The organism is Sulfitobacter sp. 1A13368 (assembly GCF_043557275.1).
In the GTDB taxonomy this organism is placed as follows: Bacteria; Pseudomonadota; Alphaproteobacteria; order Rhodobacterales; family Rhodobacteraceae; genus Sulfitobacter; species Sulfitobacter faviae.
On the sequence record NZ_JBIFFR010000004.1, the window covers coordinates 289,934 to 313,782 of the forward strand.

Consider the following 23,849-nt stretch of genomic DNA (forward strand, 5'->3'; position numbering starts at 1 on the left):
GGTGGCTTACGTCTCGTCTTTGCCGCGACGGGCGCGGTAGACGCGCTGGAACACGATCAGCACAAGCAGCGTCACCAGCACCCAGATGGCCCCCACGATCCAGGGTCGGTACTTGGCCAACATCTGTGCAAGGCTGGTGCGGTCGGGGTAGACGACATCAACGAGCGGGCTGCGGTCGGTGGCGGTGGCAAGGATCACCCCCTCCTGCCCGATCAGCGCCAGATCGCCGCGGTCCAACATCATGGGGCGTTCGGGCGTCAGCTCTGGTGCAGGGCCATTGCCCGGACGCAGCCACAGGCCACGGGTGTCGCCCCGGGTGACGATCTGCACAACGCCAAGCCGCGACAGGTCTTCGCCCGAATAGATCAGGTTGTCTTGACGGTCGCGCACCTCGATCCGGCCCTGATTGAAGGTGATCAGTGGCTCTGCATCGCCGGGGTTCTGGTCAGAGATCACAAAGAAAGGCTCATCCCCCTCAAGCGCCTCGACAGAGGCGCGCGGCAGAATAGGGGCGCGGTCCGGGATCACACTGCCCGCGACACCTGCCAGCCACGGCAGGGTCTGCGCGAAATCAAGCGAAAGCGCGGGGTCGAGCACGACTTGAACGCCATCGGCGAATTCTTGTCTCAGGGTAAAGAAGTCCCGATCCTGCGCTGTGGAATCCGAAAGCAGCAGGGCGCTGCCGGGCAGGATTTGCGCCGGATAGCCCTGCGGTTTGAAACGACATTCGCCGCCCGAGGGCTGGCGCTGGATCGACACGCGCAGCAGGTTATCCCGGCCCAGCAGGCCGTTCGGAACCGAAAAGGTCAGCTGCTCGGGCTTGCCGCTGCCAAGGGGGCGGTTGCCCAACAGCGTGTCATTCAGAAAGACCGAAGCCGTCGCCCCCCGCCCTTCGGGGTCAAGCGCTGCGGCGACATGCAGGCTCACGCCAGACACACCCTTGCCCGCCGGAAGGTCGGAGGATTGGAACGGCACGAAGAAGTCTTCGGTCGAGACCACGGGACGCGGGGTGAGGTCGCCCTCCAGCGCCGACAGCGGCAAACGGTCGTCAAAGCGGGCCGGTCCCCCGGCCACATCGACAACGGTCGCGCCTTCGTTCGACAGGGCGGACCATTCCGAGACCAGTTGCCACAGCCCCACCTGCGGATCGCTGCCGCGCAGGTTCAAGACGGGCAGCCCGGCTACATTGTCCACGGCCATCTCGCTCGCCGCGCCCGAGGTGGTCACGTCCAGTTCGATGACCCCTTCGGACCATGCACCCGATGTGCTGACCCCGTCACCGCCAAAGGTCAGCCGCCCGGCCTCAGCGTCAAACAGCGCTGCGGCGCGGGTCGCAGCGGCCAAGGCGGCGAGGGAGTCGTTGCCCCCGATGGCCAGACGCGTGTCCGCAGGGCGCAGCCCGGCGAATGCCGCCGATGTGTCGATCTCAGACGGGTCCAATTGCAAGGTCACGGAAGAAGCCGCCGTGATCTCAAGAAAATCGCCCGAAGCGCGTTCGTCCACGCAGACCCGATCGCTGAAAGCCCCGGAATAGGACAGGCCCACGGCGATAAACCCGCCCGACACGTCCTCGGGGCTAAGCGGGACCGGAACGCTCAGCCGCCCTGCCCCATCGGGCAACGCCTGCGAGGTCACCGGACGGCCCGCGACCGAGACTTGCAAATAGCGGTCCACCTCGGTGGTGGAGGCATGTTCAAGCTCAAGCTGCAAGCTGCCCGAACTCAGCGCATCCGGGTTGGGCAGCGGGATATAGATCGTCGCATTGCCCGAAAGCTGCCGGAAGGACAGACCGTTTTGAAAGCCAAGCTCCGCCAGATCGAAGGTCCGCGCGATCAGCCCCTCCTGAGTCTGCTCAGCAGGGACGCTCACCGCGCCCTCACCCGTGGTTGTTTGGCCGTGAACTTGAAACGGCAGCAGAGCCGCCAACAAACCGATTGCGGGATACTTCATGGAGAGGCTTTCTTAAATTTTTTCAGCGACGCTGCGGGCATCAGACAGAGCCATCTTAATTATACGAATATCGTCAGTCGACAACGGCGAAGAGGATTCATCGGCATCTTCGGCAACGCGCAACCCCTTGCGCAGGCAGCCTTCAATCTCAGCATATTCCAACATCGCGGCATTGCCAGCCAGATCGTGCAGCATGCGGTGGACCTTGCGCGCCTTGGTCTCGCGCGGGTCAGCGCCATCCGTCTCGCGCAGCGCATCGGCCACGGCCTGCAACCGCTCCGGCATCCCTTCGATAAAGCGCTTTCGCGTCGCGGCGACGCGTTGTTCATATGTCTCGGTAGGTGCCACAGATCGTCCTTCGTACCCGCCCGCAAAGAAGCCCAGATAGCTCGTTTAGATTATTGTTCGAAACCTGTCAGAATTATGGCGCAATGGGCGATTTTCTAAGTTTTTAAGCGTGAATGCCCAAAATTTGAGCCGTTGAAATTAGGCAACCGCCGCGCTGCCCAGCGAATGCGCAGCCCGCCTCACTAGTCGGCGCCCTCAGACCAAATGAAAGGCGGGCGCGACATGCCGCGCCCGCCTTCTCCTATCAGCTTTCCAGCGCCGCAAGAACCGCATCGCCAGTGATCGGCAGATGACGCACCCGCGCCCCGGTGGCGTTGAAGATCGCATTGGCAATCGCCGGGGCGATGACCGTGGTCCCCGGCTCTCCAAGACCCACGGGCACTTCCGTGCTCTCGACGAAAGCGACCTCGATCTGAGGCACATCGACCATCCGCAGCGGCGTGTAAGACCCAAGGTTCAGGTCGACGACATTGCCGCCTTCGATCCGCGTGCCCTCATGCAGAGCCATCGACAGACCCCAAAGCGCCGCGCCTTCGCATTGCGCGCGCGCGCCGTCGGGGTCGACCACAGTGCCGCAATCGAAGGCCAGCCACATCTTCTCGACCGCGACGTCACCGGTTTCGGCATCCACCGCCAGTTTCACGGCGGCGGCGGTCCAAGTCGGCATGGTGCGCGATTGGCCAAAGGTGGTGGCGATCCCGATTGCCGTGCCTTCGGGCAACTCTGTCTGGCCATAGCCTGACATCTCGGCCACGCGCTGCAAAACAGCGGCTTGCCGCGACGCCCCGCCCACCGCATTGGGGGCGGAACCTGCGTTGAGACCCTCGGCCTTCAGGTGATCCAGACGGAACTGCAACGGATCGGCGCCGACCTTATGCGCCGCCTCATCCATGAAACTTTCCACGGCGAAGTTGGTCCAGCCCGGCCCGACCGAGCGCAGCCAACCGGGGCGGAAGGTCGCATTGGCCAGATCGTTCGAAATCGCCCGCACGCGATGGGCCCCGACCGAATACCAGTGGTCCGCGCCGTCGATGGCAAAGGGGTCATAGGGCTCCTCGTTAACGCCCTTGGGCATGAAGCCTGGTGCCATTACCTGCGTCGGCCAACCGGCGGCGGCGTGATGCTCCATCCCGGTGATGGCCTTGCCCTCATCGAAAGCCATGCGCAGCTTTTGCACCGAAGGTGAGCGGATGCTGTCGAACTGGGCGTCTTCCTCGCGGGAGAAGACCAGTTTCACCGGCTTGCCCACGGCCTTGGAGGCCAGCGCGGCGGGCACGATGTAATCCCCGTTCAACCGGCGGCCAAAGCCACCGCCCAGCATATAGCTGCGCATCACGATCTTGTCGGCAGGCACCTCCAGCGCGGCGGCCAGCGTCGGCAGGATCAGTGATTGCCACTGGTTGCCTGCATGGGTCTCCCAAACGCCATCGGTGTTTTGGAAGACGGTCGCGTTGACCGGCTCCATCTGGAAGTGCAGCACGGATTGCGTGGTGTATTCAGCCTCTAGCGTCTCGGCGGCGGCATCGAAAGCGGCGCGGGTCTCGGGCTGCTCGGTATGCAGGATCGACCCGGCATCGCTGTCGATCAATTCGCGTGAGCGGGCTTGGATATCGTCTTCTGAGACATCCGCCGTCTCGCCCGCCGTCCAATCGACGCTGATCTCATAGGTGGCCATCCGCGCGGCGTGGAGCGTTTTGCCCAACACCACGACCCAGCCCGGCACGGTGCCCGAGGGATCATCCAGCACCACGGTCTCAAGGTAGCCTTTGACCTCTTTCGCGGCGCTGTCATCGACGGAATTCACCTTGGCGCCATAGCGCGTTGGCGGCAGCATCGGCACGCCGTAGACCATGCCATCGACCTTGGCATCCAGACCATAGATCGCCTGCCCCGTGGTTTTCGTATCCAGATCAAGCGGATGCACGTCCTGCCCCACAAGCCGCAGATCGGCATGGGGTTTCAGCGGCAGGGCCGCCAATTCGTCTTCGGTAAAGCTGCGGTCAAGGCCTTCGGCCACCAGATCGCCGTAGCTGATGCTCTGCGTGCCATCGGTCACGGCCCCGTCGCGCGCGGTCAGACCGGCGGCATCGACGCCCCATTTGGCCGCCGCCGCTTCGATCAGCGCGGTGCGCCCGGCAGCACCCGCCTGACGGTAGACCGGCCAGCTTTGCCAGATCGACCAGCTGCCGCCGGTGACCATCAGGCCCCATTTCTCAGCCGTGTCGACATGGGTGATATGCACATCTTCCCAAGCGACTTCTAACTCATCGGCCAGAATGCGGGCGATGGCGGTGCCGACGTGCTGACCCATCTCAGCGCGGATGATGTTGACGTTGACCTGACCTTCGGCATCAATCCAGTACCACATAGACGGCTCAAAGGGCTGACCATTGGGCGCGATCGGCGTGCCATCGGGCACGGCAGGGTTCATCGCGGCATCCGACGCTTGCGGGAAGCCAAAGGCAACGCCCGCGGCGGTCATCGACACCAGAAACCCGCGGCGGGTCATCTGCGGTTGCGCGTCGGAGCCTTTCAGGCGGGACATCAGATTAGCCATTGTCGGAGCCTCCCATTGCGGTGGCGGCGTCGCGCACGGCTTGGCGGATACGGGGATAGGTCATGCAACGGCAAAGGTTGCCGGTCATCACCGCGTCGATGTCTTCGTCACTGGGGTTGGGCGTGTCTTTCAACAAAGACGCCGCCTGCATGATCTGGCCCGACTGGCAGTAGCCGCATTGCGGCACGCGCAGGTTGCGCCATGCTTCTTGAACCGGGTGCTTGCCCTCTTCGTCCAGCCCTTCAATCGTGGTGACCGACAGGCCCTCTACATCCGCGAGATAGGTGATGCAGGACCGTGTGGCGGTGCCGTCGATATGCACGGTGCAAGCGCCGCATGCGCCGATGCCGCAGCCAAACTTGGTGCCGGTAAGACCGATTTCATCGCGGATCGCCCACAGTAGGGGCATGTCCGGGTCTGCGTCGACAGAGATCTGCCGCCCGTTCAATTCGAATTTTATCATGAAGTGGTTGTCCCTTGGGGTATGATTTGCCTGAGGGGAGCGCGCGTATAGCTGCCCTGACATGAGGAGCTGTACATAGGTTTAATGCAGCGCAGGCACAGCGCCAGATTGACGTCATCACGGAATTGTCAGAACGAAGGCGCGCGCGTGTGGCCTCAGACGTGCTGCCCGCCGTTCACCTCAATCTCGGTCCCAGAGACGTAAGAGCTTTCCTCGCTGCACAGGAAATAGATCGCCCGCGCGACCTCATCAGGCTGGCCGAGGCGGCGCATGGGGATGTCGCGTACGATCTTGTCGGTGCCCTCGCTGAGGATCGCCGTCTCAACCTCGCCCGGTGCAATGGCGTTGACCCTGACGCCAAGCGGGCCGAAATCATGAGCCATCTCGCGCGTCAGTGCGGCGAGCGCCGCCTTTGAGGTCGCATAGGCGGCCCCGGCAAAGGGATGCACCCGCGACCCGGCGATGGAGGTGACATTCACCACTGACCCGCGCCCGGCGGAAAGCTCATCCTGAAGCCCGCGCGCCAGCACCACGGAGGCGAAGAAATTCACATGAAACACCTCGCCCCACGTCCGCAAATCGGTGTCGAGCGTGCTGAGCCGGGCGCCATCCTCACCCTTGGGCGAGACGCCCGCGTTGTTCACCAGAGCATGCAAAGGGTTACCGCCCAACAGCCTTTTGACCTGCGCGACCGCCTCTATCGTCTGGTTCGGGTCACTCAGATCGACCTGCACATGGTCCTGCGCCCCGCCCGGCCAAGGGCATTCGGGTGAAAACGCCTGCCGCGAGCAGCCGATCACCCGCCAGCCCTTGTCGGCGAAAGCCTTGGCCGTGGCATGACCGATGCCCCGGCTGGCACCGGTCAGTAGCAGCGTCTTTTGGTCGTTTTCCGCAGGTTTCATTGTCTGATCCATCTTGGGCGCAGCGGCTGAGGTAGCGCCCTAATCGGCCGCCGCCAGCGCGCGTTCATAGTCCTGCCCCGGAATAGCGTCGAGCAGGCTGCGCGTATAGGCGGTATCGGGGTCGTGCAGCACTTTGCTGACCGGCCCCGCCTCAACGATCTGGCCCTTTTGCATCACGATGATCCGGTCGCAAATCCGCGCCGCGACGCGCAGGTCGTGGGTGATGAAAAGCATCGACAGATGCAGCCGGGTTTTCAACTCGGCCAAGAGGTCGAGCACTTGGGCCTGAATGGAGACGTCGAGGGCCGAGACGGCCTCATCCGCGATGATGATCGACGGGTCCAGCGCCAATGCACGGGCGATGCCGATCCGCTGCCGTTGCCCGCCCGAAAACTCATGCGGGAAACGTTTCATCGCGCTTTCGTCCAGCCCGACCAGTTCCAGCAACTCGCGCGCCTTGGCCTTGGCCTCCTTATCCGGCGTGCCATAGGCAACCAGCCCCTCGGTAAGGATGCGCGACACCCGCGCGCGGGGGTTGAGTGACGAGAACGGGTCTTGAAAGATCATCTGCAACTTGCGCCGCTGCGCCCGCAGTTCTGACCCCGACATCTCGGCGATGTCGACACCGTCCATCAACACGCGCCCCCCGTCCGGGTCGAGCAGCCGCACCAGACAGCGCCCGACGGTGGATTTGCCCGAGCCGGACTCCCCCACGATGCCGATGGTTTCGCCGGCATAAAGCTCGAAACTCACGTCCTGCACGGCCTTCACCACCCGACGTTTACCAAAAAGCGTGCCAGAACCGGTGGAGAAGGTCTTTTGCAGACCCTCGACTTTCAAAAGTGGGCTGCGTTCGACTTCTGCCGCAGCTTCGGTCTTGGTCAGCCGGGGGATCGCGTCGATGAGGTCGCGGGTATAGGGGTGTTGGGGCTTCAGCAGCACCTCTTGGGCCGGGCCAGCCTCGACGATCTCCCCCTTTTTCATGACGATCACCCGGTCGGCGATATCGGCCACCACGCCAAAGTCATGGGTGATGAAGATCACCGCCATACCGCGTTTGCGCCGCAGGTCTTCGATCAGCTTGAGGATCTGCGCCTGCGTGGTCACATCAAGCGCGGTGGTCGGCTCATCCGCGATCAGGATGTCAGGCTCCAACGCCAAGGCCATCGCGATCATCACCCGCTGCCGCTGCCCGCCCGAAAGCTGGAAGGGATAGGCCCGGATCGCTGCTTCGGGGTCGGGAATGCCGACCTCCTCCAACAGCTTGAGCGCCCGCGCGCGGCGTTCGGCCCCGGTGAGCGCGCCGTGGGCCTCGAACACCTCGGCGATTTGCGCGCCGATGCGCATCAGCGGGTTCAGCGCGCTCAGGGGTTCTTGAAAAATCATCGAAATGCGGCTGCCGCGCAGTCTCAGCATCTCTTTCTCAGACAACCCAAGGATCGACTGCCCGTCAAAGGTGATGCTGCCCTTGTCGGGCAGAACCCCCTGCGGCAACAGCCCCATCACCGCATTGGCCGACATGGATTTGCCCGATCCGCTTTCGCCCACGATGCAAAGGATCTCCCCCGGGGCGAGGTCAAAGTTGATGTCCTTAGCGGCATAGAGCCGATCCGCCCCCATGGGCAGAGCGATAGACAGGTCACGGATGCTAAGCAGGGTCATTCGGATTTCCTCGTCAATCGCGGGTTCAGCGCGTCGTTCAGACCTTCGCCGATCAGGTTCAGCGCCAGCACGGTCAACAGGATCGCCATGCCCGGCAAGAAGGACAGCCACCATGCGGTGCGGATCACGGTGCGTGCAGCCCCGATCATATAGCCCCAAGACATGATGTTCGGATCGCCCAGCCCCAGAAAGGACAGCGAACTTTCCAGCAGGATCGCCTGCGCCACCATGAGCGAGGCCAGCACGATGATTGGCGGTAGTGCGTTGGGCAGGATGTGGCGGGTGATGATCTGAAGGTTGCCGAGGCCCGACAGGCTCGCCGCCTCGACGAACTCACGGGTTCTGAGCGACAACACCTCGCCCCGCACCAGACGCGCGACCGGGGGCCATGACACGATGGAAATCGCGATGATCACAAAGGTCAGGCTGGGCTGGAAGATCGCCAACAGCACGATCGCCAACGCAAAGCTCGGGATGGTCTGAAAGAACTCGGTAAAGCGCATGAGCGCGTCGTCGATCCGGCCTGCGAAATACCCCGCTGCGGCTCCCACCGGCACGCCGATGGCCAGCGCCACGATGGTCGAGACCAGCCCGACCAGCAGGCTCACATAAGCGCCATGGGCAAGCCCCGCCATGACATCGCGACCAAGCGCATCGGTGCCCAGAAGCAGCCCGTCTTGGGTGAAGGGCGGCAGGAAGGGGCGTTGCACCATTTTCCACGGGCTCTGCGGAAAGAGGATGGGCGCAAGGATGGCGGCGGCTATGACGAAGGTCAGGATGACCAAGCCGATTACCGCGCCACGGTTATAGCTGAAACGTTTCCAAAAACTCATCATGTCGTCAGCCTTATCCGCGGATCAACAATGACATAGATGACATCCGTGATCAGGTTGAACAGCAGCACCATGGCCGCCGAAATGTAAAAGACCCCGAGGATCACGTTGTAATCCCGCTGGTTGATCGCCTCGAACATCAGCCGCCCGATGCCGGGCCATGCAAAGACGGTCTCGGTCAGGATGGCCCCGCCAAAGATTTGCCCGGCCTGAAGCCCGGCCAGCGTGATCACCGGCAAGAGCGCATTGCGCAGGATGTGCCGCCGCTGGATCACGCCGCGGTTCAGCCCCTTGGCGCGGGCGGTTTTCACGAAATCCAGCCGCGAGACTTCGAGCATCGAGGCCCGCGTCATGCGCATGTAGATCGCCGTGAAGAACAGCCCCAGCGTCGAAGCCGGCAAGATCAAATGTTTCGCCACATCCAACACATGGGCGAGGCCCGTATAACCCGCGCCGATGGTGGAATAGCCAAAGCCCGGCAACCATTCGAGCCAGACCGAGAACACCAGCGTCGCCATCAGCGCCACCCAAAAGAGCGGGGTTGCATAGAACAGCAGCGCGAAGGTCGAAATGATCGTGTCACCCCACCGCCCCTGCCGGGCAGAGGCCGCAACACCGGCGGTCACGCCCAGCACCAGCGACAGCACGAAGGCCACGCCGGTCAGCAAAAGCGTCGCGGGCAGGCGGTCGCCGATCATCTCGGCCACTGGCATCTGCTGGCGGAAGGAATAGCCAAGGTCGAGCTGCACCGCGCCTTTGATGTAAATCCACAACTGCATGTAGAGCGGCTGGTCCAAGCCGAAACGCGCCCGCAGGTCTGCAAGAAATTTCTCGTCCGCCGCCCCGGCTTCGCCCGCCATGACCGCCGCAGGGTCACCCGGTGCCGCATGGATCAGCAGGAAATTGAAGACAAGGATCGCCAGCAGGATAAACACTGCCTTGACTAACCTGCCCAATATGAAACGTATCACGCTATCCGCCCCGTGTTGTTCTGTTAGATGCCCGAGCCGCCGTGGCGGCTTGGGCCATGAGCGTTGTCGCTCTTGTTACTTATCGAGCCATACGTCGCGGAAACCGTCGTTCACGCCGAAGGCGGTGTTGACCGGGTTCTTCACGTCGCAGCGGTAGATGGTGGGGAAGCCCAGTTCCAAAAGCCAGATGTTCGGCACATCCTCGACGATCGCGTCTTGGATCTCCTTATAGGCGGCCTTGCGCTCTTCCGGGCTGGCCATCAGGGCCGCTTCGGCAAAGAGCTTGTCGGTCTCGGGGTTTTGGTAGTTCGCCACGTTGTTCCAAGGCGAACCGGGGGCGGCATTGTCGCCCATATAGGTCCGCGAAACGCCAAGCGCCGGATCGCCGTATTGGTAGAGATAAGTAAAGGCGAGGTCGAAGTCGCGGTCGGCAACCTTCTGGTTCCAGCCCGCCACATCCGAGGGCACGATCTCGGACTTCATGCCGATCTCGCTCAGGTTCTGTTTGACCGCCTCGGCCCAGCGCTGCCAAGTCTCACCGTAAGGCAGGCCCAAGATGCGGATGGTCTCGCCGTCATAGCTGCTCTCTTCCAGCAGGGCTTTGGCCTTTTCCGGATCATAGGAGATATCCGGCGTGTCGCCGTCATAGAAACGCGTAGAGGAGGACAGCGGCCCGGTCGAAACTTTGCCCAGACCGTTCCACAGCGCGTCCTTGGCGAACTCGCGGTCGACGCCATGCATAATCGCCTTGCGCACCTTCACATCGTCGAGCGGTTTGTTGTCGTTGTTCACCCACATCCAAGACAGCGGGCCGAAGTATTCCCAGCCCTTGTCGGTGATGCAGGTGTTTTCCATTGCCTGAATGCGCGCCACGTCGAAATTCTCGACTGAGCCGCCGGGCAGCACGTCGACCTTGCCGGTCTCATAGGCCACGGCGCGGGAGGCCGCATCGGGGATCACATGGTAATAGACTTCGTCAACGTAGGGTTTCCCCTCCATATAGTAGTCTTCGTTCTTCACCAGATGGATGAAGCTGCCCTTTTCCCATTTGTCGAACTTGAAGGGGCCGGTGCCGATGGGCGTATTGTTCGCCTCGTTATTGGCGAAATCCGTGCCTTCATAGATGTGCTTTGGGATCATCGGCGCGGTGCCGGGCTCAAAAATACCGATGAAGGGGCCGAAGGGCTGTTTGAGGTTGAAGACCACCGTGTGATCGTCGGGCGTCTCGATGCTTTCGACATGTTCCATATAGGTGCGCATCCGCGAGTGGCTCTCGCGCAGGAACTTGTCCATGGAGAATTCGACATCCTCCGAGGTGAAGGGCTCACCGTCATGGAACACCACGCCCTCGCGCAGCTTGAAGGTATAGGTCTTGCCGTCTTCGGAAATCTCCCATGATTCAGCCAACTGCCCTTCGGGCTGGAGGTCGAAATCATAGCGCAGCAGGCTTTCGTAGATATCGCCGCCGACCATCTGTGTCGGGCCGTTCTGCACAAGGCCGATCATCAGGCTGGGCGGCTCGGGCTGGATCACGACGTTAAGCGTGCCGCCGGACTTCGGCTCACCATCCTGCGCGGCCAAAGGCCCGGCCATCGCCAGCGCCAGAACGGCTGCGGTTAATTTAGTGGTTTTTAGCATGTAAATCCCCATTGGTTTTGCTGAAACTCGCCCAAGGGCAGCGTCCGATCTGACGTCGGCTTTTTGCAGTCGCTTGGGTGGTCGCCGCGCGATAGGCGGCGTCTTGGTGGCTCATTCACTTGTGGTGAATGATTGGATGTATCTTATGATCCCCTCCTTTGCGTCATCGATGTCTGCGCGCATTTCCGCAGCCGCGGCCGCGGGATCGCGATTCTCACAGGCTGCAATAATTGCCTGATGATGTCGAACCAGCCCCATCTGCTCTTGCGCATAGTACCCGGCGATTAGCGGCCCCATGCGGAGCCATAGCCCGCTGAGGATGGCCAGCAGGATCGGCATCTCTGCCGCCTCGACCAGCGCGAAATGGAACTCTTGATTATACTTCACCGCCTGCGGCCAGCGCCCGGCCACCGCTGCGGCCTCGTTCCGTTCCACGATCTTTTTCAGGCGGCGGATTTCCTTGGGGCCGACCATCTCAGCGGCGCGACCGGCGGCAAAGCCCTCCAGCTCGCGCCGGATGCTCGCAATTTCAAGATACTGCGCCTCTGTCAGCACCGGCACGCGCACATCGCGCACGCTGCGCTGGACCAAAGCCTCATCCCGCAAGAGCCGCTGCACCGCGTCGCGCACAGGGGTCGAACTGGTGCCCAACCGCTCTGCCAAGCCGCGAATGGTGACCTTTTCATTCGGGCGCAGCCTGCCTTCCACCAAGTCCTGACAGACCCGATCATAGATCGCATCGCCCAATGAAACTTGATTGATCTCGGCCATCGCGCCCTCATCCTTACTGGCCGACTTGCTGCCAGTTTTGATGCATGATGCATCATTTCTATTGAGCCTGCAAATTAAAACTGCAATGCTCCGCCACAACGACATCAGACCACAGGGAATGTGATGAAAGTCTTTTTCGACGAACGCCAGCTTGGCCATGCGCCGACACATTACTTTCGGCGCGGCGCGGCGATGCCGCATCAAGAACAGCCACAACGTGCTGAAATTCTACGCGATATGTTAATCGGCGAAGGGTTTGAGATCAGCAAACCCCAAGACCACGGGCTGGCGCCGATCAAGGCGGTGCACAACCCCGATTACGTTGACTTCCTACCCGATGCCCATGCCCGTTTCGTCGAAAGCGCGGGGCCGGATGCGCTGGCCATCCCTACAATGCACCCCGGCGTGCGGCGCGGGAAAGAGCCCAAGGACATTCACGGTCAATTGGGCTGGTGGATGACCGACACTTCGACCCCGCTGACCGAAGGGTCATGGGATGCGGCCTATTGGTCCGCCCAAACCGCCATTGAGACGGCCCAAACGGTGGCGACGGGTGCCCGCGCGGCCTATGCGCTCTGCCGTCCGCCCGGCCACCACGCAATGCGCGATTGCTCGAACGGGTTTTGCTTTTTCAACAACGCCTGTATCGCGGCAGAGCACCTGACCCAGACCTTCAAAAAGGTCGCGCTGATCGACATCGACGTGCACACCGGCAATGGCTCGCTCGACATCCTCTATGAACGCGGCGACATCTTCTTTTGCTCGCTGCATCCCGATCCGGCCACCTACCCCACCTTCTACCTTGGCCATGCCGATGAGACGGGCGAAGGCGACGGGGCGGGCAAATCGCTGAACTTGCTGCTGGAGCAGGGCGCGAGCCAAGATGAGGTGCTGGCCCTGCTCGACAAGGGCATCGCCGCGATCCGTGATTTCGGAGCCGAGGCGCTGGTCGTCTCGCTGGGCTTTGACATGGCCGCCGACGATCCGCTTGCAGCCGTGAAGGTCTACCCTGACGGCTTTGCCCTAATGGCACGGCGCTTGGCGGCGCTGAACCTTCCAAGAGGGCGGCTACCTTGGCCCCTCCCTTGCCGATAACGCAAAATCATTTCTCACAACATTCCGCGAGGCCACAGCATGAACAAGACCCCCAAAGAAATGAACGGCGCGGAAAGCGTTGTGCGCAGCCTGCATGCGGGCGGGGTGGAGGTCTGTTTCGCCAATCCCGGCACCTCCGAGATGCAATTCGTCGACGCGCTGGACCGCACCAAACTGATGCGCTGCGTTCTGGGCCTGTTCGAGGGGGTGGTGACCGGCGCCGCCGATGGCTATGCGCGCATGGCGGGCAAACCGGCGGTGACCTTGCTGCACCTTGCCCCCGGTTTCGCCAATGCCGCCGCCAACCTGCACAACGCCCGCAAGGCGCGGGTGCCCATGGTCAACCTTGTGGGCGATCACGCGCTGCGGCATCAGAAATACGACGCGCCTCTGTCGGCGGATGTCGAAGGCGCCTGTGCGCCCTTCAGCGATTGGGTACGTTCGGGCCGTGACGCGGGCAGCTTTGCCGCCGATGCGATGACCGCCCTCGCGGTCGCCCAAGGCAAGCCGGGCAAGGTCGCCACGCTGATCGCACCCGCCGACATCGGCTGGGACGCGGGCGGCCAGATGGCCGAGGTCGTGCCCCCCGCAGCCCCTGCCCCGCTGGACGAAGCCGCGCTTGATGCCGCGGTCAAAGCCTTGGAAAGCGGTGAGAAGACCGTGCTTCTGGTCGGCAGCGGTGTGCTGGAAAACCAAGAGGCGATGGCCTTGCTGCATGGTATAGCGGAAAAGACCGGGGCCGATATCCTCGCCCCGACTTCGAACCGCCGGTTGGAGCGCGGACAGGGGCGGTTTGCCGTCAACAAAATCCCCTATCCGATCAACGCGGCGCTCGAATGCCTTGCCCCCTACCGCCGCGCCATCCTGATCGAAACGCCGCCGCCGGTCGCCTTTTTCGCCTACCCCGAAAAGCCGAGCCTGCTGTTGCCGGTCGATTGCCATAACGTGACGCTCGCCCCCGTCGATGCGGATGGCGCCACCGCATTGGCCGCGCTGGCGGACCGCATCGGTGCGAAACCCGCCACCCCGCGCGACCACGCACGGCCCGCGGCACCACAGGCGGGAGGCATCAGCCTGCAAAACCTCGGCGCGGCCTTGGCCAATGCGCTGCCCGAAGACGCAATCGTGGTGGATGAGGCCGTCTCTTCCGGCGGGGCCACTTTCCCGGCGGGCGACAGTGCCGCGCCGAACACTTGGCTCGCGCTGACCGGAGGGTCGATCGGCATTGGCATCCCCCTTTCCGCCGGGGCCGCCATCGCCTGCCCCGACCGCCCGGTGATCACGCTGCAAGCCGATGGCTCGGCCATGTACACCATTCAGGCGCTCTGGACCCAAGCGCGTGAGAACTCCAACGTCACCACCATCATTCTAGCTAACCAATCCTACGAGATCCTCAAGGGCGAGCTGCACAACGTCGGCGCGCAGCCCGGCCCCGATGCGCTGAGCATGCTGAACCTCGACCGCCCGCAACTGGATTTCGTGGCCATGGCCAAGGGCATGGGCGTGCCCGGCAAACGGGTCGAAGACATCGCCGACTTGATGCGCACCATCGAAGAGGCCGCGAAAGAGCCCGGTCCCTTCCTCATCGAAGCGATGCTGTAACCCCGAAAGGACACGCCATGCCCCTTGATCCTGACCTCAAGTCTCGCATCCTTCAGGCTGTCGAAGACGGATTTGCCGAACAGGTGAGCTTTACCCAAAAGCTCGTGCAAATGCCCTCCTTGCGCGGCCATGAACATGCGATCCAAGACCTGTTGTTTCGCAGCCTGCAAAGCCGTGGCTACGCGATGGACCGCTTCAAGATGGACCGCGCTGCGATCGAGGCGCATCCCGGCGGGTCGAAATACTCCGACGATCATTCCGACGCGCCCATCGTCGTGGGCATCCACCGCCCGCGCGATGAGCGGGGCCGCTCGCTGATTCTGCAATCGCATCTCGACGTGGTGCCCGAAGGCTTGCACGACATGTGGGACGATCCGCCCTATTCGGCCAAGATCGACGGCGATTGGATGTATGGCCGGGGCGCGGGCGATATGAAGGCAGGCGCGGCTGCGAATATCTTTGCGCTCGACGCGCTGCGCCGCATCGGGCTGCAACCGGCGGCGACCGTCTATGTGCAATCCGTGGTCGAGGAGGAATCCACCGGCAACGGCGCTTTGCAGACTTTTCTGCAAGGCTACACCGCCGATGCGGTCTTCATCCCCGAACCCGAAGAGGAAATGCTGGTCCGCGCCAACACCGGCGTCATCTGGTTTCAGGTGCAGTTGCGCGGCGTGCCGGTCCATGTGCGCGAAATGGGCGAAGGGGCCAATGCCATTGATGCCGCCACCCGCGTCATCACCGCCCTGCGCGAGATGGAGGAGGATTGGAACGCGGAAAAGGGCCAGCATCCGCATTTCGAAGACGAAGCCCATCCGATCAACCTTAACATCGGCAAGATCGAAGGCGGCGATTGGGCGTCATCGGTGCCGTCATGGTGCAACATCGATTGCCGCGTTTCCATCTACCCGGGCCGCAGCGCCGAGGATGCCGCGCGGGAGATCACGGAGCGGGTCAAGGCCTTCGCCCAAAGCGACAACTTCCTGTCGAACAACCCGCCCCAGGTGGTCTTCAACGGTTTCCACGCCGAAGGCTATGTGCTGGAGCCGGGCAGCGAGGCCGAAGCCGTCTTGGAACGCGCCCATGAAGAGGCCATCGGCGCGCCGCTGCAGTCCTTCATGACGGCGGGCTACCTCGATACGCGGGTCTATGCGCTGTACAACAAGATCCCCGCGCTCTGCTACGGGCCGAAATCGCGCAACATTCACGGGATCAACGAATCCGTCAGCCTCAGTTCGGTCAAGAAGATCACCCAAGCCATGGCGCTTTTCATCGCCGAATGGTGCGGGACCGAAGGCACCGCCCCATGACCGAGGCCGGGATCACGCCCCATGGCGGCCTGCCCCCCTTCCTCAGCGGTGTGCTGGCCGAAGAGGCCGGGGCCCAGACCGACCTGCTGGCACAAGACCCGCCTGCCGTTGACGCGGCCCGCGCGGCAGAGGTCGCGCTGCGTTTCTATGGTATCTCGGGAGAGATCGAACCGCTTGCCGCCGAGAAAGACGCGAACTTCCTGATCACCCTGACCACGGGCGAAAAGGCCCTGCTAAAGATCACCAACGCCGCCGAAGACCGTGCGGTAACCGACATGCAGACCGCGGCACTGATGCATCTGGCTGCCGCCGATCCCGAACTGCCCGTGCAACGCATCTGCGCCAGCCTGAACGGCAAAGCTGCCGAGGTCGCCACCGCCGCCGATGGGCAGCCCCATGTCGTCCGCCTGATGTCCTTCCTCGGCGGCACGGTGCTCAGCAATGCGACCCCGCAGCCCGGCCTCTACCACGCCTTGGGCGATTTTCACGCGCGGGTCACCCTTGGGCTGCGCGGCTTCTTTCACCCTGCGGGCGGGCATTTTTTGCAGTGGGACATCAAACAAGCGAGCCACCTGCGCCCCCTCTTGGCAGATGTGCAGGACGCCGCGCTGCGCCAGCAGTTGCAGCATAGGCTTGACCAGTTCGACGCGGAAACCGCCCCTCGATTGCCGCATCTGCGGGCGCAGATCGTGCATAATGACTTCAACCCCCATAACATTCTGGTCGACGCGCCACAGGCGCAGCACCCCATCGGGCTGATCGACTTCGGCGATATGGTGCATACGCCGCTGGCCTGTGATCTGGCGGTGGCCTGCTCCTATCAACTCGGCCAAGGCACAGACCCGCTGGCCGCCATTTGCGAGATGGTCGCGGGCTTCGCCGCACGGCTGCCGCTGGAGGCCGAAGAGGTCGCGCTTCTGCCCAGTCTGATCCGCCTGCGCCATGCCACCACCCTAGCGATCGGCGCCTCCCGCGCGCGGCGCTATCCCGACAATGCCCCCTATATCCTGCGCAACGCCGCCGCCTCGCAACGCGGGCTTGCCGCGCTCGACCATGTGGGCGACGCCGCCGCGATCAAAGCCCTGCATCATGCTGCGGGAACGGAGTGACCGATGACCATGATCAACGCCTATCACAGCGCCCAGGCCGAGGCCCTCAGCCCCGCAGACCGCGCCCTGATCGACCGCCGCGCCAAGGCGCTTGGCCCCGCCTACCGGCTGTTCTACGACCAGCCGCTGCATATCACGCGCAGCGAGGGTGTCTGGCTTTGGGATAAGGACGGACGCAGATATCTCGATGCTTATAACAACGTCGCATCGGTCGGCCATTGCCACCCCCGCGTGGTCGAGGCGATCACCCAGCAGTTGGGCGTGCTGAACACTCACACCCGCTATCTGCATGAAAACGTTGTCATTTACGCCGAACGGCTGCTCGCCACCATGCCCGAGGCGCTTGGTCATGTCATGTTCACCTGCACCGGGTCCGAGGCGAATGACATCGCCCTGCGCATCGCCCGCAGCTATACTCGGCGCGAGGGCGTCATCGTCACCCGCCTTGCCTATCACGGGTTGACCGAAGCGGTGGCCGAACTCTCCCCCTCTCTGGGCGAATTCACCCCGCGCAGCCCGCGCATCCGGCTGATCGACGCGCCCGACACGCTGCGCATCCCCGAGGCGCAACAGGGTGCCAAACTCGCCGCCGATCTCGCCCAAGCGATTGCCGAGATGCGCGCCGATGGGATCGAGCCTGCGGCCTTCATCGTCGATACGATCTTTTCCAGTGACGGGCTGCATCCCGATCCGGCGGGGTTCCTGCAACCGGCGGTCGATCTGATCCGCGCCGAGGGGGGGCTTTTCATCGCCGACGAAGTGCAACCTGGCTTTGCCCGCACCGGCGATGCCTTCTGGGGGTTCCAGCGCCACGGGCTGGTGCCTGACATGGTCACGATGGGCAAGCCGATGGGCAATGGCTTCCCCCTTTCCGGCACCGCGATGCGGCCAGAGCTGGTGCAAGAATTTGGCGAAAAGGCGCGGTATTTCAACACCTTTGGCGGCAACCCCGTGGCCGCCGCCGCAGGCATGGCGGTGCTCGACGTGATCGCGGATGAGGGATTTCAGGACAATGCCACAGCCGTCGGCGATTTCCTCAAGAGAGGCTTGCAAGACATCGCCACCCGCTACCCCGAGATCGGCCATGTGCGCGGCGCGGGGCTGTTTCTGGCGGTCGAATGCGTCACCGCGCGCGAGACCAACGCCCCCGATGCCGCCCGCGCCAAATTCGTGGTCAACCATCTGCGCCAGAATGGCGTCTTGATCAGCGCCACCGGGCCGGGGGCCAACGTGCTGAAAATCCGCCCCCCGCTTGTCTTGCAGCAGGCCGAGGCGACTTTGTTCCTCGACGCGACAGAAGCCGCCTTCGCCGCCGCGCGGGCCGAGGGGGTTTAACCCTGCGACCCTACTGCGCCTCGCGCAGGGACCGCTCCCGCGCGCGGGCCTCGGTCAGCCATTCCGGGTCCATCTGCGGCACCGATGTCAGCAGCCGCTTGGTATAGGCCTGCTTTGGGTCGCCAAAGATCTCATCACGCCCGCCCTGCTCTACGATCTGGCCATCCTTAAGCACGATCACCTTATGGGCAATCGCCTCTACCGTGGCCAAGTCATGGGTGATGAACATGAAGGTCAGGTCCAGCTCGGTCTGCAAACGCACCAAAAGCCGCAGGATCCCTTCGGCCACCAATTGGTCCAGCGCGCTGGTGACCTCGTCACAGATGATGAACTCCGGCTCGGCTGCCAGCGCCCGCGCGATGCCCACGCGCTGCTTCTGTCCGCCCGAAAGTTCGCTGGGTTTGCGGTCAAGGAAAGCGCGGTCGAGATCGACCAAATCCATCAGTTCCGCCACCCGGGCTTGAAGCTCGTGCCCCCTGCGGCCCGTGAACTTGCGCACTGGGCGGGCCAAAATCTCGCGGATACTGTGGCGCGGGTTCAGCGAGGTATCCGCCGATTGATAGATCATCTGGATATTGCGCAGCGTCTCGGCCCCGCGTTTGGCCAGTTGCGGCTCAAGCGGCGCGTCGTTCCAGAAAAACTGCCCGGCGACGGGGGGCAACAGGCCTGCGATGACCCGGGCGAGGGTTGATTTACCCGACCCGCTTTCCCCCACCACCGCCGTGGTCTGGCCGCGCGGAAAGGTGAAGTTGAGATTATCCAGCACGGTCATCGGCCCATAGGCCGCCGAAACCCCCTCGCAGCGGATCAGCGCCGGAGCCTCCCCCGCCTCTGCATCGGGGCGGCGGAAGGAGCGCACGGCCCAGAGCGAGCGGGTATAATCCTCTTGCGGGGCGTCGAGCATGGTCTTGGTCGGCGCGGTCTCCACCGCCGCGCCATCCTTCATCACGCAGATGCGGTCGGCCATCTGGCTCACCACCGCCAGATCATGGGTGATATAGATCGCCGCCGTGTCATATTGCTCCACAATATCGCGGATCGCGCCCAGCACTTCGATCTGGGTGGTGACGTCTAGGGCGGTCGTCGGCTCGTCAAAGATGATCAGGTCGGGGCGGCAGGCCATGGCCATCGCCGTCATCGCCCGCTGCAACTGGCCGCCCGACACTTGGTGGGGGTAGCGAAAGCCGATCTCTTCGGGGTTGGGCAATTGCATCTGACGGTAGAGCGCGACGGCGTCCTGCTCTGCCGCCGTGCGGCCCGAGACACCGTGCAGACGGGGTGCTTCGGTATATTGGTCGATCAGCGTCTTGGCGGGGTTAAAGCTCGCCGCCGCAGACTGTGCGACATAGGCAATCCGCTTGCCGTGCAACCGGCGCAATTGCCCGCGCCCCATGCCAATCAACTCGGTCCCGTCGAATTGAACGCTGCCCCCGGCAAAGCGCACCCCGTCGCGGACATAGCCCATCGCCGCCAAGCCGGCGGAACTTTTGCCCGCCCCGCTTTCGCCGACAAGGCCCAGCACCTCACCACGGTCCAGTTCCAGATCGAGCCCTTTGATGATCACATTGGGCCGCGCGCGGCTGCCTGCCTCAAGCCGGAGACCGCGAATATTCAGAAGATTTCCCATATGCTTGGCCCCTGCTCGGTTAACTTTTCAGACCGCTGGCGCGATGCAGCATCCAATCGACGATCAGGTTGATCGCGACGGTCAGCAAGGCGATGGCAGCCGCCGGGATCAGCGGGGTGATATCGCCAAAGCTGATCAAGGTGGCGTTCTCTTTCACCATCGATCCCCAATCCGCCGTGGGCGGCTGAATCCCGATGCCAAGAAAGGACAGCGCCGCGATAAAGAGAAACACAAAGCAAAAGCGCACGCCGAATTCAGCGATTAGGGTGGACCAGATATTGGGCAAAATCTCACGCCAGAGCAGCCGCGGCGTGCGCTCTCCGCGCAGCTTGGCGGCCTCGACAAAATCGAGGCCCACCACATTCATCGCCGCCGCGCGCGACAGGCGGTAGACCGGCGCCACATAGATCACCGCGATCACCCCGACCATATTGGGGATCGAGGGGCCGACAATGGCCAAGAGCATCAGCGCCAAGATCAGCGGCGGCACGGCCATCAACACGTCGACGAGCCGCGACAGGACTTCATCCAGCCAACCCCCTTTGAGCGCGGCCAGCATCCCCAGCGTGGCCCCGACCGAAAAGGAAATGGCCGTGGTCAGCAGCGCCAGCCCGACCGTATTGCGCGCGCCAAAGATCATGCGTGACAGCATATCGCGGCCAAGATTGTCGGTGCCAAGCGGATGCGCACCACTCCACGGCAGATAGGCGTCGCCCACCACCTCCGTCTCGCCATAGGGCGCGATCCACGGGGCGAAAAGCCCGGTAATCGCCACCAGGACCAGCACCACCATGCCAAAGATCGCCGAAGGGGGCGCGGATTTCAGCAAAGATTTCATCGTTATCTCCCGTGCCGCAGACGCGGGTTCGACATGATCGAGATGATGTCGGCCAGAACGTTCAGCGTGATATAGACAGCGGCGAAGAACAGCCCCACGGCCTGCACCACCGGGAAATCCCGGCTGGAAACCGCATCGACCAATAACTGGCCCAGACCGGGGTAGGAAAAGACGACCTCGACCACCACCACGCCGACCACCAGATAGGCAAGGTTCAGCGCCACCACATTGACGATCGGCGCCAGCGCATTGGGCAGTGCGTGCTGCAGGATGATACGCCAGCGCGGCACCCCCTTAAGGCGCGCCATCTCGATATAAGGCGAGGCCAGAACGTTGATGATGGCCGCCCGTGTCATCCGCATCATATGCGCCACGACCACCAGAATAAGGGTCAGCGCGGGCAGAAAGCTGCGATAGAGCGCGTCCCAAAGCCCGGTGGCGCTATCGATCCGTGCCAGCGTGGGAAAGACGCCCGCCTTGATCGACAGAAACAGGATCAGAACGTAGCCCACGAAGAACTCGGGCATGGAGATCGCGGAAAGCGCGGTCAGGTTGACGCCGCGGTCAAACAGCGTGTTGCGCCACAGCGCCGCCAGCAGCCCAAGGATCACCGCAAGCGGGGCGGCGATGACGGCGGCATAGACGGCCAGAAACATGGTATTGGCAAGCCGCGGGCCCAACAGCTCAGACACCTCGCGCCCCGAGGCCAGAGAGGTGCCGAAATCGCCGCGCAGCACACCGCCGAGCCAATCGAAATACCGAAGATGCGCAGGCTGATCGAGGCCAAGCTCGGCGCGAAAGGCCGCGAGGGTCGATTCAGTCGCCGATTGGCCAAGGATCTGCTGCGCCAGATCACCGGGCAAGAGTTCGATGCCAACGAACATGAGGGCGGATACGACAAAGAGGGTCAGAATGCCGAGGGACACTCGGCCGATAACAAGCTTCTGAAGCCGGGACATTTTAAGGTTTTCTCCGGCCCGGGGCGGGCCATTGGTGCGGGAAACGGACGGCCCTTGGGGGCCGCCCGCGTGAAGCTGTGGCTTAGGACATCCACCAGCGTTCGATGAAGCGCTGGCTGTCGAGATCCCACATCTCGGACACTTCCTCGGGCATCTGAACGCTTTCGCTCATGGCCGAGACATATTGACCAAAGGCCGGGATCAGCGCGCCGCCCTGCTCTTTCACGATCTTCTGCATCTCGCCGTACATCTCGGCGCGGCGGGTCTGGTCCAGCTCGGGCCGGGCCTGCAACAGCAGCTCATTGAAGCGCTCATTGTCCCATTTGGTCTCGTTCCACTCCGCATCGGCGGCATAACCGGTCGAGAACATGAGGTCAGGCGTCGGGCGGCCACCCCAATAGGAGCAGCAGAAGGGCTTTTGCAGCCAAACGTTCGACCAATAGCCGTCATCCGGCTCGCGCTTCACTTCGATGTTCAGGCCAGCAGGCCGCGCGCTTTCGGCAAAGAGCACGGAGGCATCCACCGCCCCGTTGAACGCCGCATCTGAGGTCGAGAGCGTCACGTCGAGGCTTTCCAGTCCCGCCTGTTTCAGATGGTACTTCGCCCGTTCCGGATCATAGGTGATCTGCTCCAGATCGTCGTTGTAATAAGGCATGGAACGCGAGATCGGTTGGTCATTGCCCACGGTGCCATAGCCGCGCAGAACCTTCTCAATCATGTCTTCGCGGTTGATGCCGTATTTCAGCGCCATGCGCACGTTCATGTCATCGAACGGGGCTGTGTTGGTCTGCATCGGCATGATGTAATGCAACGTGCCGTCTTGGGTGTGGATTTTCACATTGGGCGCGCGGCCCAGCAGGTTGATCGTCTTGAGGTCGGGCCGGTCGATAAGGTCTACTTCCCCTGTCATCAGCGCGTTCATCCGGGCAGCCGGATCGCCGACTTTCAGGATCACGACCTTGTCGAAGTGCGCGCGGCCTTCTTTCCAGTAGTCATCGCGGCGCGAGAGTTCGACCCGCACGCCCGGCTCGAAGACATCGATCACATAGCCGCCGGTGCCGATGCGGCTGTTGGGGTCGATCGTACCATCGCCGGTGTCTTGGCGAATGCCGAGGTGGTAATCATTGAAGATGAACGGGAAGTCCGCGTTGCCCGCAGCCAGTTCAAAGATCACGACCTTATCGCCATCGGCGCGGATATCGGTGATCTGCTCAAGCAGCGGTTTGATACCGGATTTGGACTCGGGCCCCATGTGGTGACGGATCGAAGCGATCACGTCATTCGCCGTGGCCGTCTTGCCGTCCGAGAATTGCGCATTGTCGCGCAGGCGGAAGGTCCATGTGGCCGCATCGCTGCTGGCCTCAAAGCTCTCGGCAAGGTCGGGCTGGGCGGTGCCGTCGGGGGCGATCTCAGTCAATGTGTTAAAGACAGCATAGCCGCTGGCGAACATAAAGTCGTTGTTGAAGGTCGCCGGATCAAGGCTGTCGGAAGTGGAGCCTTGGGTAAAGCCCACCCGCAGGGTGCCGCCCTTCTTGGGTTGCGCCTGTGCCCGCACCCCGCGTGGCAGGATCAGCCCCGCCCCCACGGCGGCGGCGGTCCCGGCTAGAAAGCTGCGACGGCTCGGGCCGGTTTGACGGTTTGTGAAATTGGTCATTGTATCCCCCTTTGTTTGTTTTCTTGCTCGAACGCTCTGACAAAGCGCTCGGCGTCTTGCTGCGGTGCCGCGTCATTGGCCGCCGCCCTCGCACTGGCGTGGGCGCTCTGCCCAGCTGCAGGCGCTGTCGAAACACGCGGCCAAAGGATGGCGCGCGCCCCTCTGCGCTGCGATCCGTCGCGGCATTTCGCCCGCCGCAACGATCTTGGCCATAGGCATAGCCGGTTC

General features: G+C 63.0%; 19 protein-coding genes. 5 read left to right on the plus strand and 14 right to left on the minus strand.

What is annotated here, in order from left to right; all coding sequences use genetic code 11:
* Positions 1 to 6 precede the first annotated feature (6 nt).
* From ACGYK4_RS10880 to ACGYK4_RS10925, 10 genes are all read right to left on the minus strand, one after another.
* A complete protein-coding gene (locus ACGYK4_RS10880; RefSeq protein WP_394456448.1) occupies positions 7 to 1,950 on the minus strand; it encodes a cellulose biosynthesis cyclic di-GMP-binding regulatory protein BcsB in 1,944 nt (647 codons plus the stop codon).
* Positions 1,951 to 1,962: 12 nt separating this feature from the next.
* Entirely contained in the window at positions 1,963 to 2,298 is a 336-nt protein-coding gene (locus ACGYK4_RS10885) for an Hpt domain-containing protein (RefSeq protein ID WP_394456451.1), read from the minus strand.
* Positions 2,299 to 2,542: 244 nt separating this feature from the next.
* Positions 2,543 to 4,843 (minus strand): molybdopterin cofactor-binding domain-containing protein, encoded by a 2,301-nt coding sequence (locus tag ACGYK4_RS10890; protein ID WP_394456453.1) that lies wholly within the window; start codon positions 4,841 to 4,843, stop codon positions 2,543 to 2,545.
* Positions 4,844 to 4,847: 4 nt separating this feature from the next.
* Positions 4,848 to 5,318, minus strand: a complete 471-nt coding sequence (locus ACGYK4_RS10895; RefSeq protein ID WP_394456455.1) for a (2Fe-2S)-binding protein — start codon at positions 5,316 to 5,318, stop codon at positions 4,848 to 4,850.
* Between the two features lie 155 nt (positions 5,319 to 5,473).
* Positions 5,474 to 6,220: an SDR family NAD(P)-dependent oxidoreductase gene (locus tag ACGYK4_RS10900; protein WP_394456457.1), complete on the minus strand. Its 747-nt coding sequence runs from the start codon at positions 6,218 to 6,220 to the stop codon at positions 5,474 to 5,476.
* Between the two features lie 39 nt (positions 6,221 to 6,259).
* Positions 6,260 to 7,882, minus strand: a complete 1,623-nt coding sequence (locus tag ACGYK4_RS10905; protein WP_394456459.1) for an ABC transporter ATP-binding protein — start codon at positions 7,880 to 7,882, stop codon at positions 6,260 to 6,262.
* Entirely contained in the window at positions 7,879 to 8,718 is an 840-nt protein-coding gene (locus ACGYK4_RS10910) for an ABC transporter permease (RefSeq protein WP_271689235.1), read from the minus strand. The genes ACGYK4_RS10905 and ACGYK4_RS10910 overlap by 4 nt, the downstream gene beginning before the upstream one ends.
* Positions 8,715 to 9,686: an ABC transporter permease gene (locus ACGYK4_RS10915; RefSeq protein ID WP_271689234.1), complete on the minus strand. Its 972-nt coding sequence runs from the start codon at positions 9,684 to 9,686 to the stop codon at positions 8,715 to 8,717. Before ACGYK4_RS10915 ends, ACGYK4_RS10910 begins: the two co-directional genes overlap by 4 nt.
* Positions 9,687 to 9,761: 75 nt before the next feature.
* Positions 9,762 to 11,336: an ABC transporter substrate-binding protein gene (locus ACGYK4_RS10920; RefSeq protein ID WP_394433959.1), complete on the minus strand. Its 1,575-nt coding sequence runs from the start codon at positions 11,334 to 11,336 to the stop codon at positions 9,762 to 9,764.
* A 99-nt stretch (positions 11,337 to 11,435) separates the two neighbouring features.
* On the minus strand, positions 11,436 to 12,254 hold the full coding sequence (locus ACGYK4_RS10925; protein WP_394456461.1) for a GntR family transcriptional regulator: 819 nt from the start codon (positions 12,252 to 12,254) through the stop codon (positions 11,436 to 11,438).
* Between ACGYK4_RS10925 and ACGYK4_RS10930 the strand changes: the two genes are divergently transcribed.
* The 5 genes from ACGYK4_RS10930 to ACGYK4_RS10950 are packed head-to-tail and all read left to right on the plus strand — an operon-like array spanning position 12,219 to position 18,543.
* Positions 12,219 to 13,190 carry a histone deacetylase family protein gene (locus ACGYK4_RS10930; protein ID WP_394456463.1) on the plus strand — a complete coding sequence of 324 codons (972 nt, stop codon included), beginning with the start codon at positions 12,219 to 12,221 and terminating at the stop codon, positions 13,188 to 13,190. The two genes, ACGYK4_RS10925 and ACGYK4_RS10930, sit on opposite strands and share 36 nt — an antisense overlap.
* Positions 13,191 to 13,229: 39 nt before the next feature.
* Complete coding sequence (locus ACGYK4_RS10935) at positions 13,230 to 14,792, plus strand: acetolactate synthase large subunit (protein ID WP_394456465.1); 1,563 nt, start codon at positions 13,230 to 13,232, stop codon at positions 14,790 to 14,792.
* Between the two features lie 17 nt (positions 14,793 to 14,809).
* Positions 14,810 to 16,099, plus strand: coding sequence for an ArgE/DapE family deacylase (locus ACGYK4_RS10940; RefSeq protein ID WP_394433967.1), 1,290 nt, complete (start codon positions 14,810 to 14,812; stop codon positions 16,097 to 16,099).
* On the plus strand, positions 16,096 to 17,208 hold the full coding sequence (locus ACGYK4_RS10945) for a phosphotransferase (protein ID WP_394456467.1): 1,113 nt from the start codon (positions 16,096 to 16,098) through the stop codon (positions 17,206 to 17,208). Before ACGYK4_RS10940 ends, ACGYK4_RS10945 begins: the two co-directional genes overlap by 4 nt.
* A 3-nt stretch (positions 17,209 to 17,211) precedes the next feature.
* A complete protein-coding gene (locus ACGYK4_RS10950; protein ID WP_394456469.1) occupies positions 17,212 to 18,543 on the plus strand; it encodes an aspartate aminotransferase family protein in 1,332 nt (443 codons plus the stop codon).
* Positions 18,544 to 18,553: 10 nt separating this feature from the next.
* On the opposite strand, the gene ACGYK4_RS10955 is transcribed toward ACGYK4_RS10950, so the two are convergent.
* The 4 genes from ACGYK4_RS10955 to ACGYK4_RS10970 all read right to left on the minus strand — a co-directional run bounded on the left by ACGYK4_RS10955 (position 18,554) and on the right by ACGYK4_RS10970 (position 23,621).
* Positions 18,554 to 20,170, minus strand: coding sequence for an ABC transporter ATP-binding protein (locus ACGYK4_RS10955; RefSeq protein ID WP_394456471.1), 1,617 nt, complete (start codon positions 20,168 to 20,170; stop codon positions 18,554 to 18,556).
* 19 nt (positions 20,171 to 20,189) lie between these two features.
* Positions 20,190 to 21,008, minus strand: a complete 819-nt coding sequence (locus tag ACGYK4_RS10960) for an ABC transporter permease (RefSeq protein ID WP_394456473.1) — start codon at positions 21,006 to 21,008, stop codon at positions 20,190 to 20,192.
* 2 nt (positions 21,009 to 21,010) lie between these two features.
* The gene (locus ACGYK4_RS10965) at positions 21,011 to 21,967 is read right to left on the minus strand and encodes an ABC transporter permease (RefSeq protein ID WP_067268104.1); all 957 of its coding nucleotides are present in this window, start codon (positions 21,965 to 21,967) and stop codon (positions 21,011 to 21,013) included.
* An 82-nt stretch (positions 21,968 to 22,049) separates the two neighbouring features.
* The gene (locus tag ACGYK4_RS10970; protein ID WP_394456475.1) at positions 22,050 to 23,621 is read right to left on the minus strand and encodes an ABC transporter substrate-binding protein; all 1,572 of its coding nucleotides are present in this window, start codon (positions 23,619 to 23,621) and stop codon (positions 22,050 to 22,052) included.
* Between the last annotated feature and the right edge of the window lie 228 nt (positions 23,622 to 23,849).

Coding starts and splice junctions, on each gene's coding strand:
- ACGYK4_RS10910 (WP_271689235.1), bottom strand. CDS start 8,718: ATGATGAGTTTTTGGAAACGTTTCAGCTATAACCGTGGCGCGGTAATC.
- ACGYK4_RS10970 (WP_394456475.1), bottom strand. CDS start 23,621: ATGACCAATTTCACAAACCGTCAAACCGGCCCGAGCCGTCGCAGCTTT.
- ACGYK4_RS10950 (WP_394456469.1), top strand. CDS start 17,212: ATGACCATGATCAACGCCTATCACAGCGCCCAGGCCGAGGCCCTCAGC.
- ACGYK4_RS10880 (WP_394456448.1), bottom strand. CDS start 1,950: ATGAAGTATCCCGCAATCGGTTTGTTGGCGGCTCTGCTGCCGTTTCAA.
- ACGYK4_RS10940 (WP_394433967.1), top strand. CDS start 14,810: ATGCCCCTTGATCCTGACCTCAAGTCTCGCATCCTTCAGGCTGTCGAA.
- ACGYK4_RS10955 (WP_394456471.1), bottom strand. CDS start 20,170: ATGGGAAATCTTCTGAATATTCGCGGTCTCCGGCTTGAGGCAGGCAGC.
- ACGYK4_RS10895 (WP_394456455.1), bottom strand. CDS start 5,318: ATGATAAAATTCGAATTGAACGGGCGGCAGATCTCTGTCGACGCAGAC.
- ACGYK4_RS10965 (WP_067268104.1), bottom strand. CDS start 21,967: ATGTCCCGGCTTCAGAAGCTTGTTATCGGCCGAGTGTCCCTCGGCATT.
- ACGYK4_RS10900 (WP_394456457.1), bottom strand. CDS start 6,220: ATGAAACCTGCGGAAAACGACCAAAAGACGCTGCTACTGACCGGTGCC.
- ACGYK4_RS10930 (WP_394456463.1), top strand. CDS start 12,219: ATGAAAGTCTTTTTCGACGAACGCCAGCTTGGCCATGCGCCGACACAT.
- ACGYK4_RS10960 (WP_394456473.1), bottom strand. CDS start 21,008: ATGAAATCTTTGCTGAAATCCGCGCCCCCTTCGGCGATCTTTGGCATG.
- ACGYK4_RS10925 (WP_394456461.1), bottom strand. CDS start 12,254: ATGGCCAAGCTGGCGTTCGTCGAAAAAGACTTTCATCACATTCCCTGT.
- ACGYK4_RS10890 (WP_394456453.1), bottom strand. CDS start 4,843: ATGTCCCGCCTGAAAGGCTCCGACGCGCAACCGCAGATGACCCGCCGC.
- ACGYK4_RS10945 (WP_394456467.1), top strand. CDS start 16,096: ATGACCGAGGCCGGGATCACGCCCCATGGCGGCCTGCCCCCCTTCCTC.
- ACGYK4_RS10935 (WP_394456465.1), top strand. CDS start 13,230: ATGAACAAGACCCCCAAAGAAATGAACGGCGCGGAAAGCGTTGTGCGC.
- ACGYK4_RS10920 (WP_394433959.1), bottom strand. CDS start 11,336: ATGGGGATTTACATGCTAAAAACCACTAAATTAACCGCAGCCGTTCTG.
- ACGYK4_RS10905 (WP_394456459.1), bottom strand. CDS start 7,882: ATGACCCTGCTTAGCATCCGTGACCTGTCTATCGCTCTGCCCATGGGG.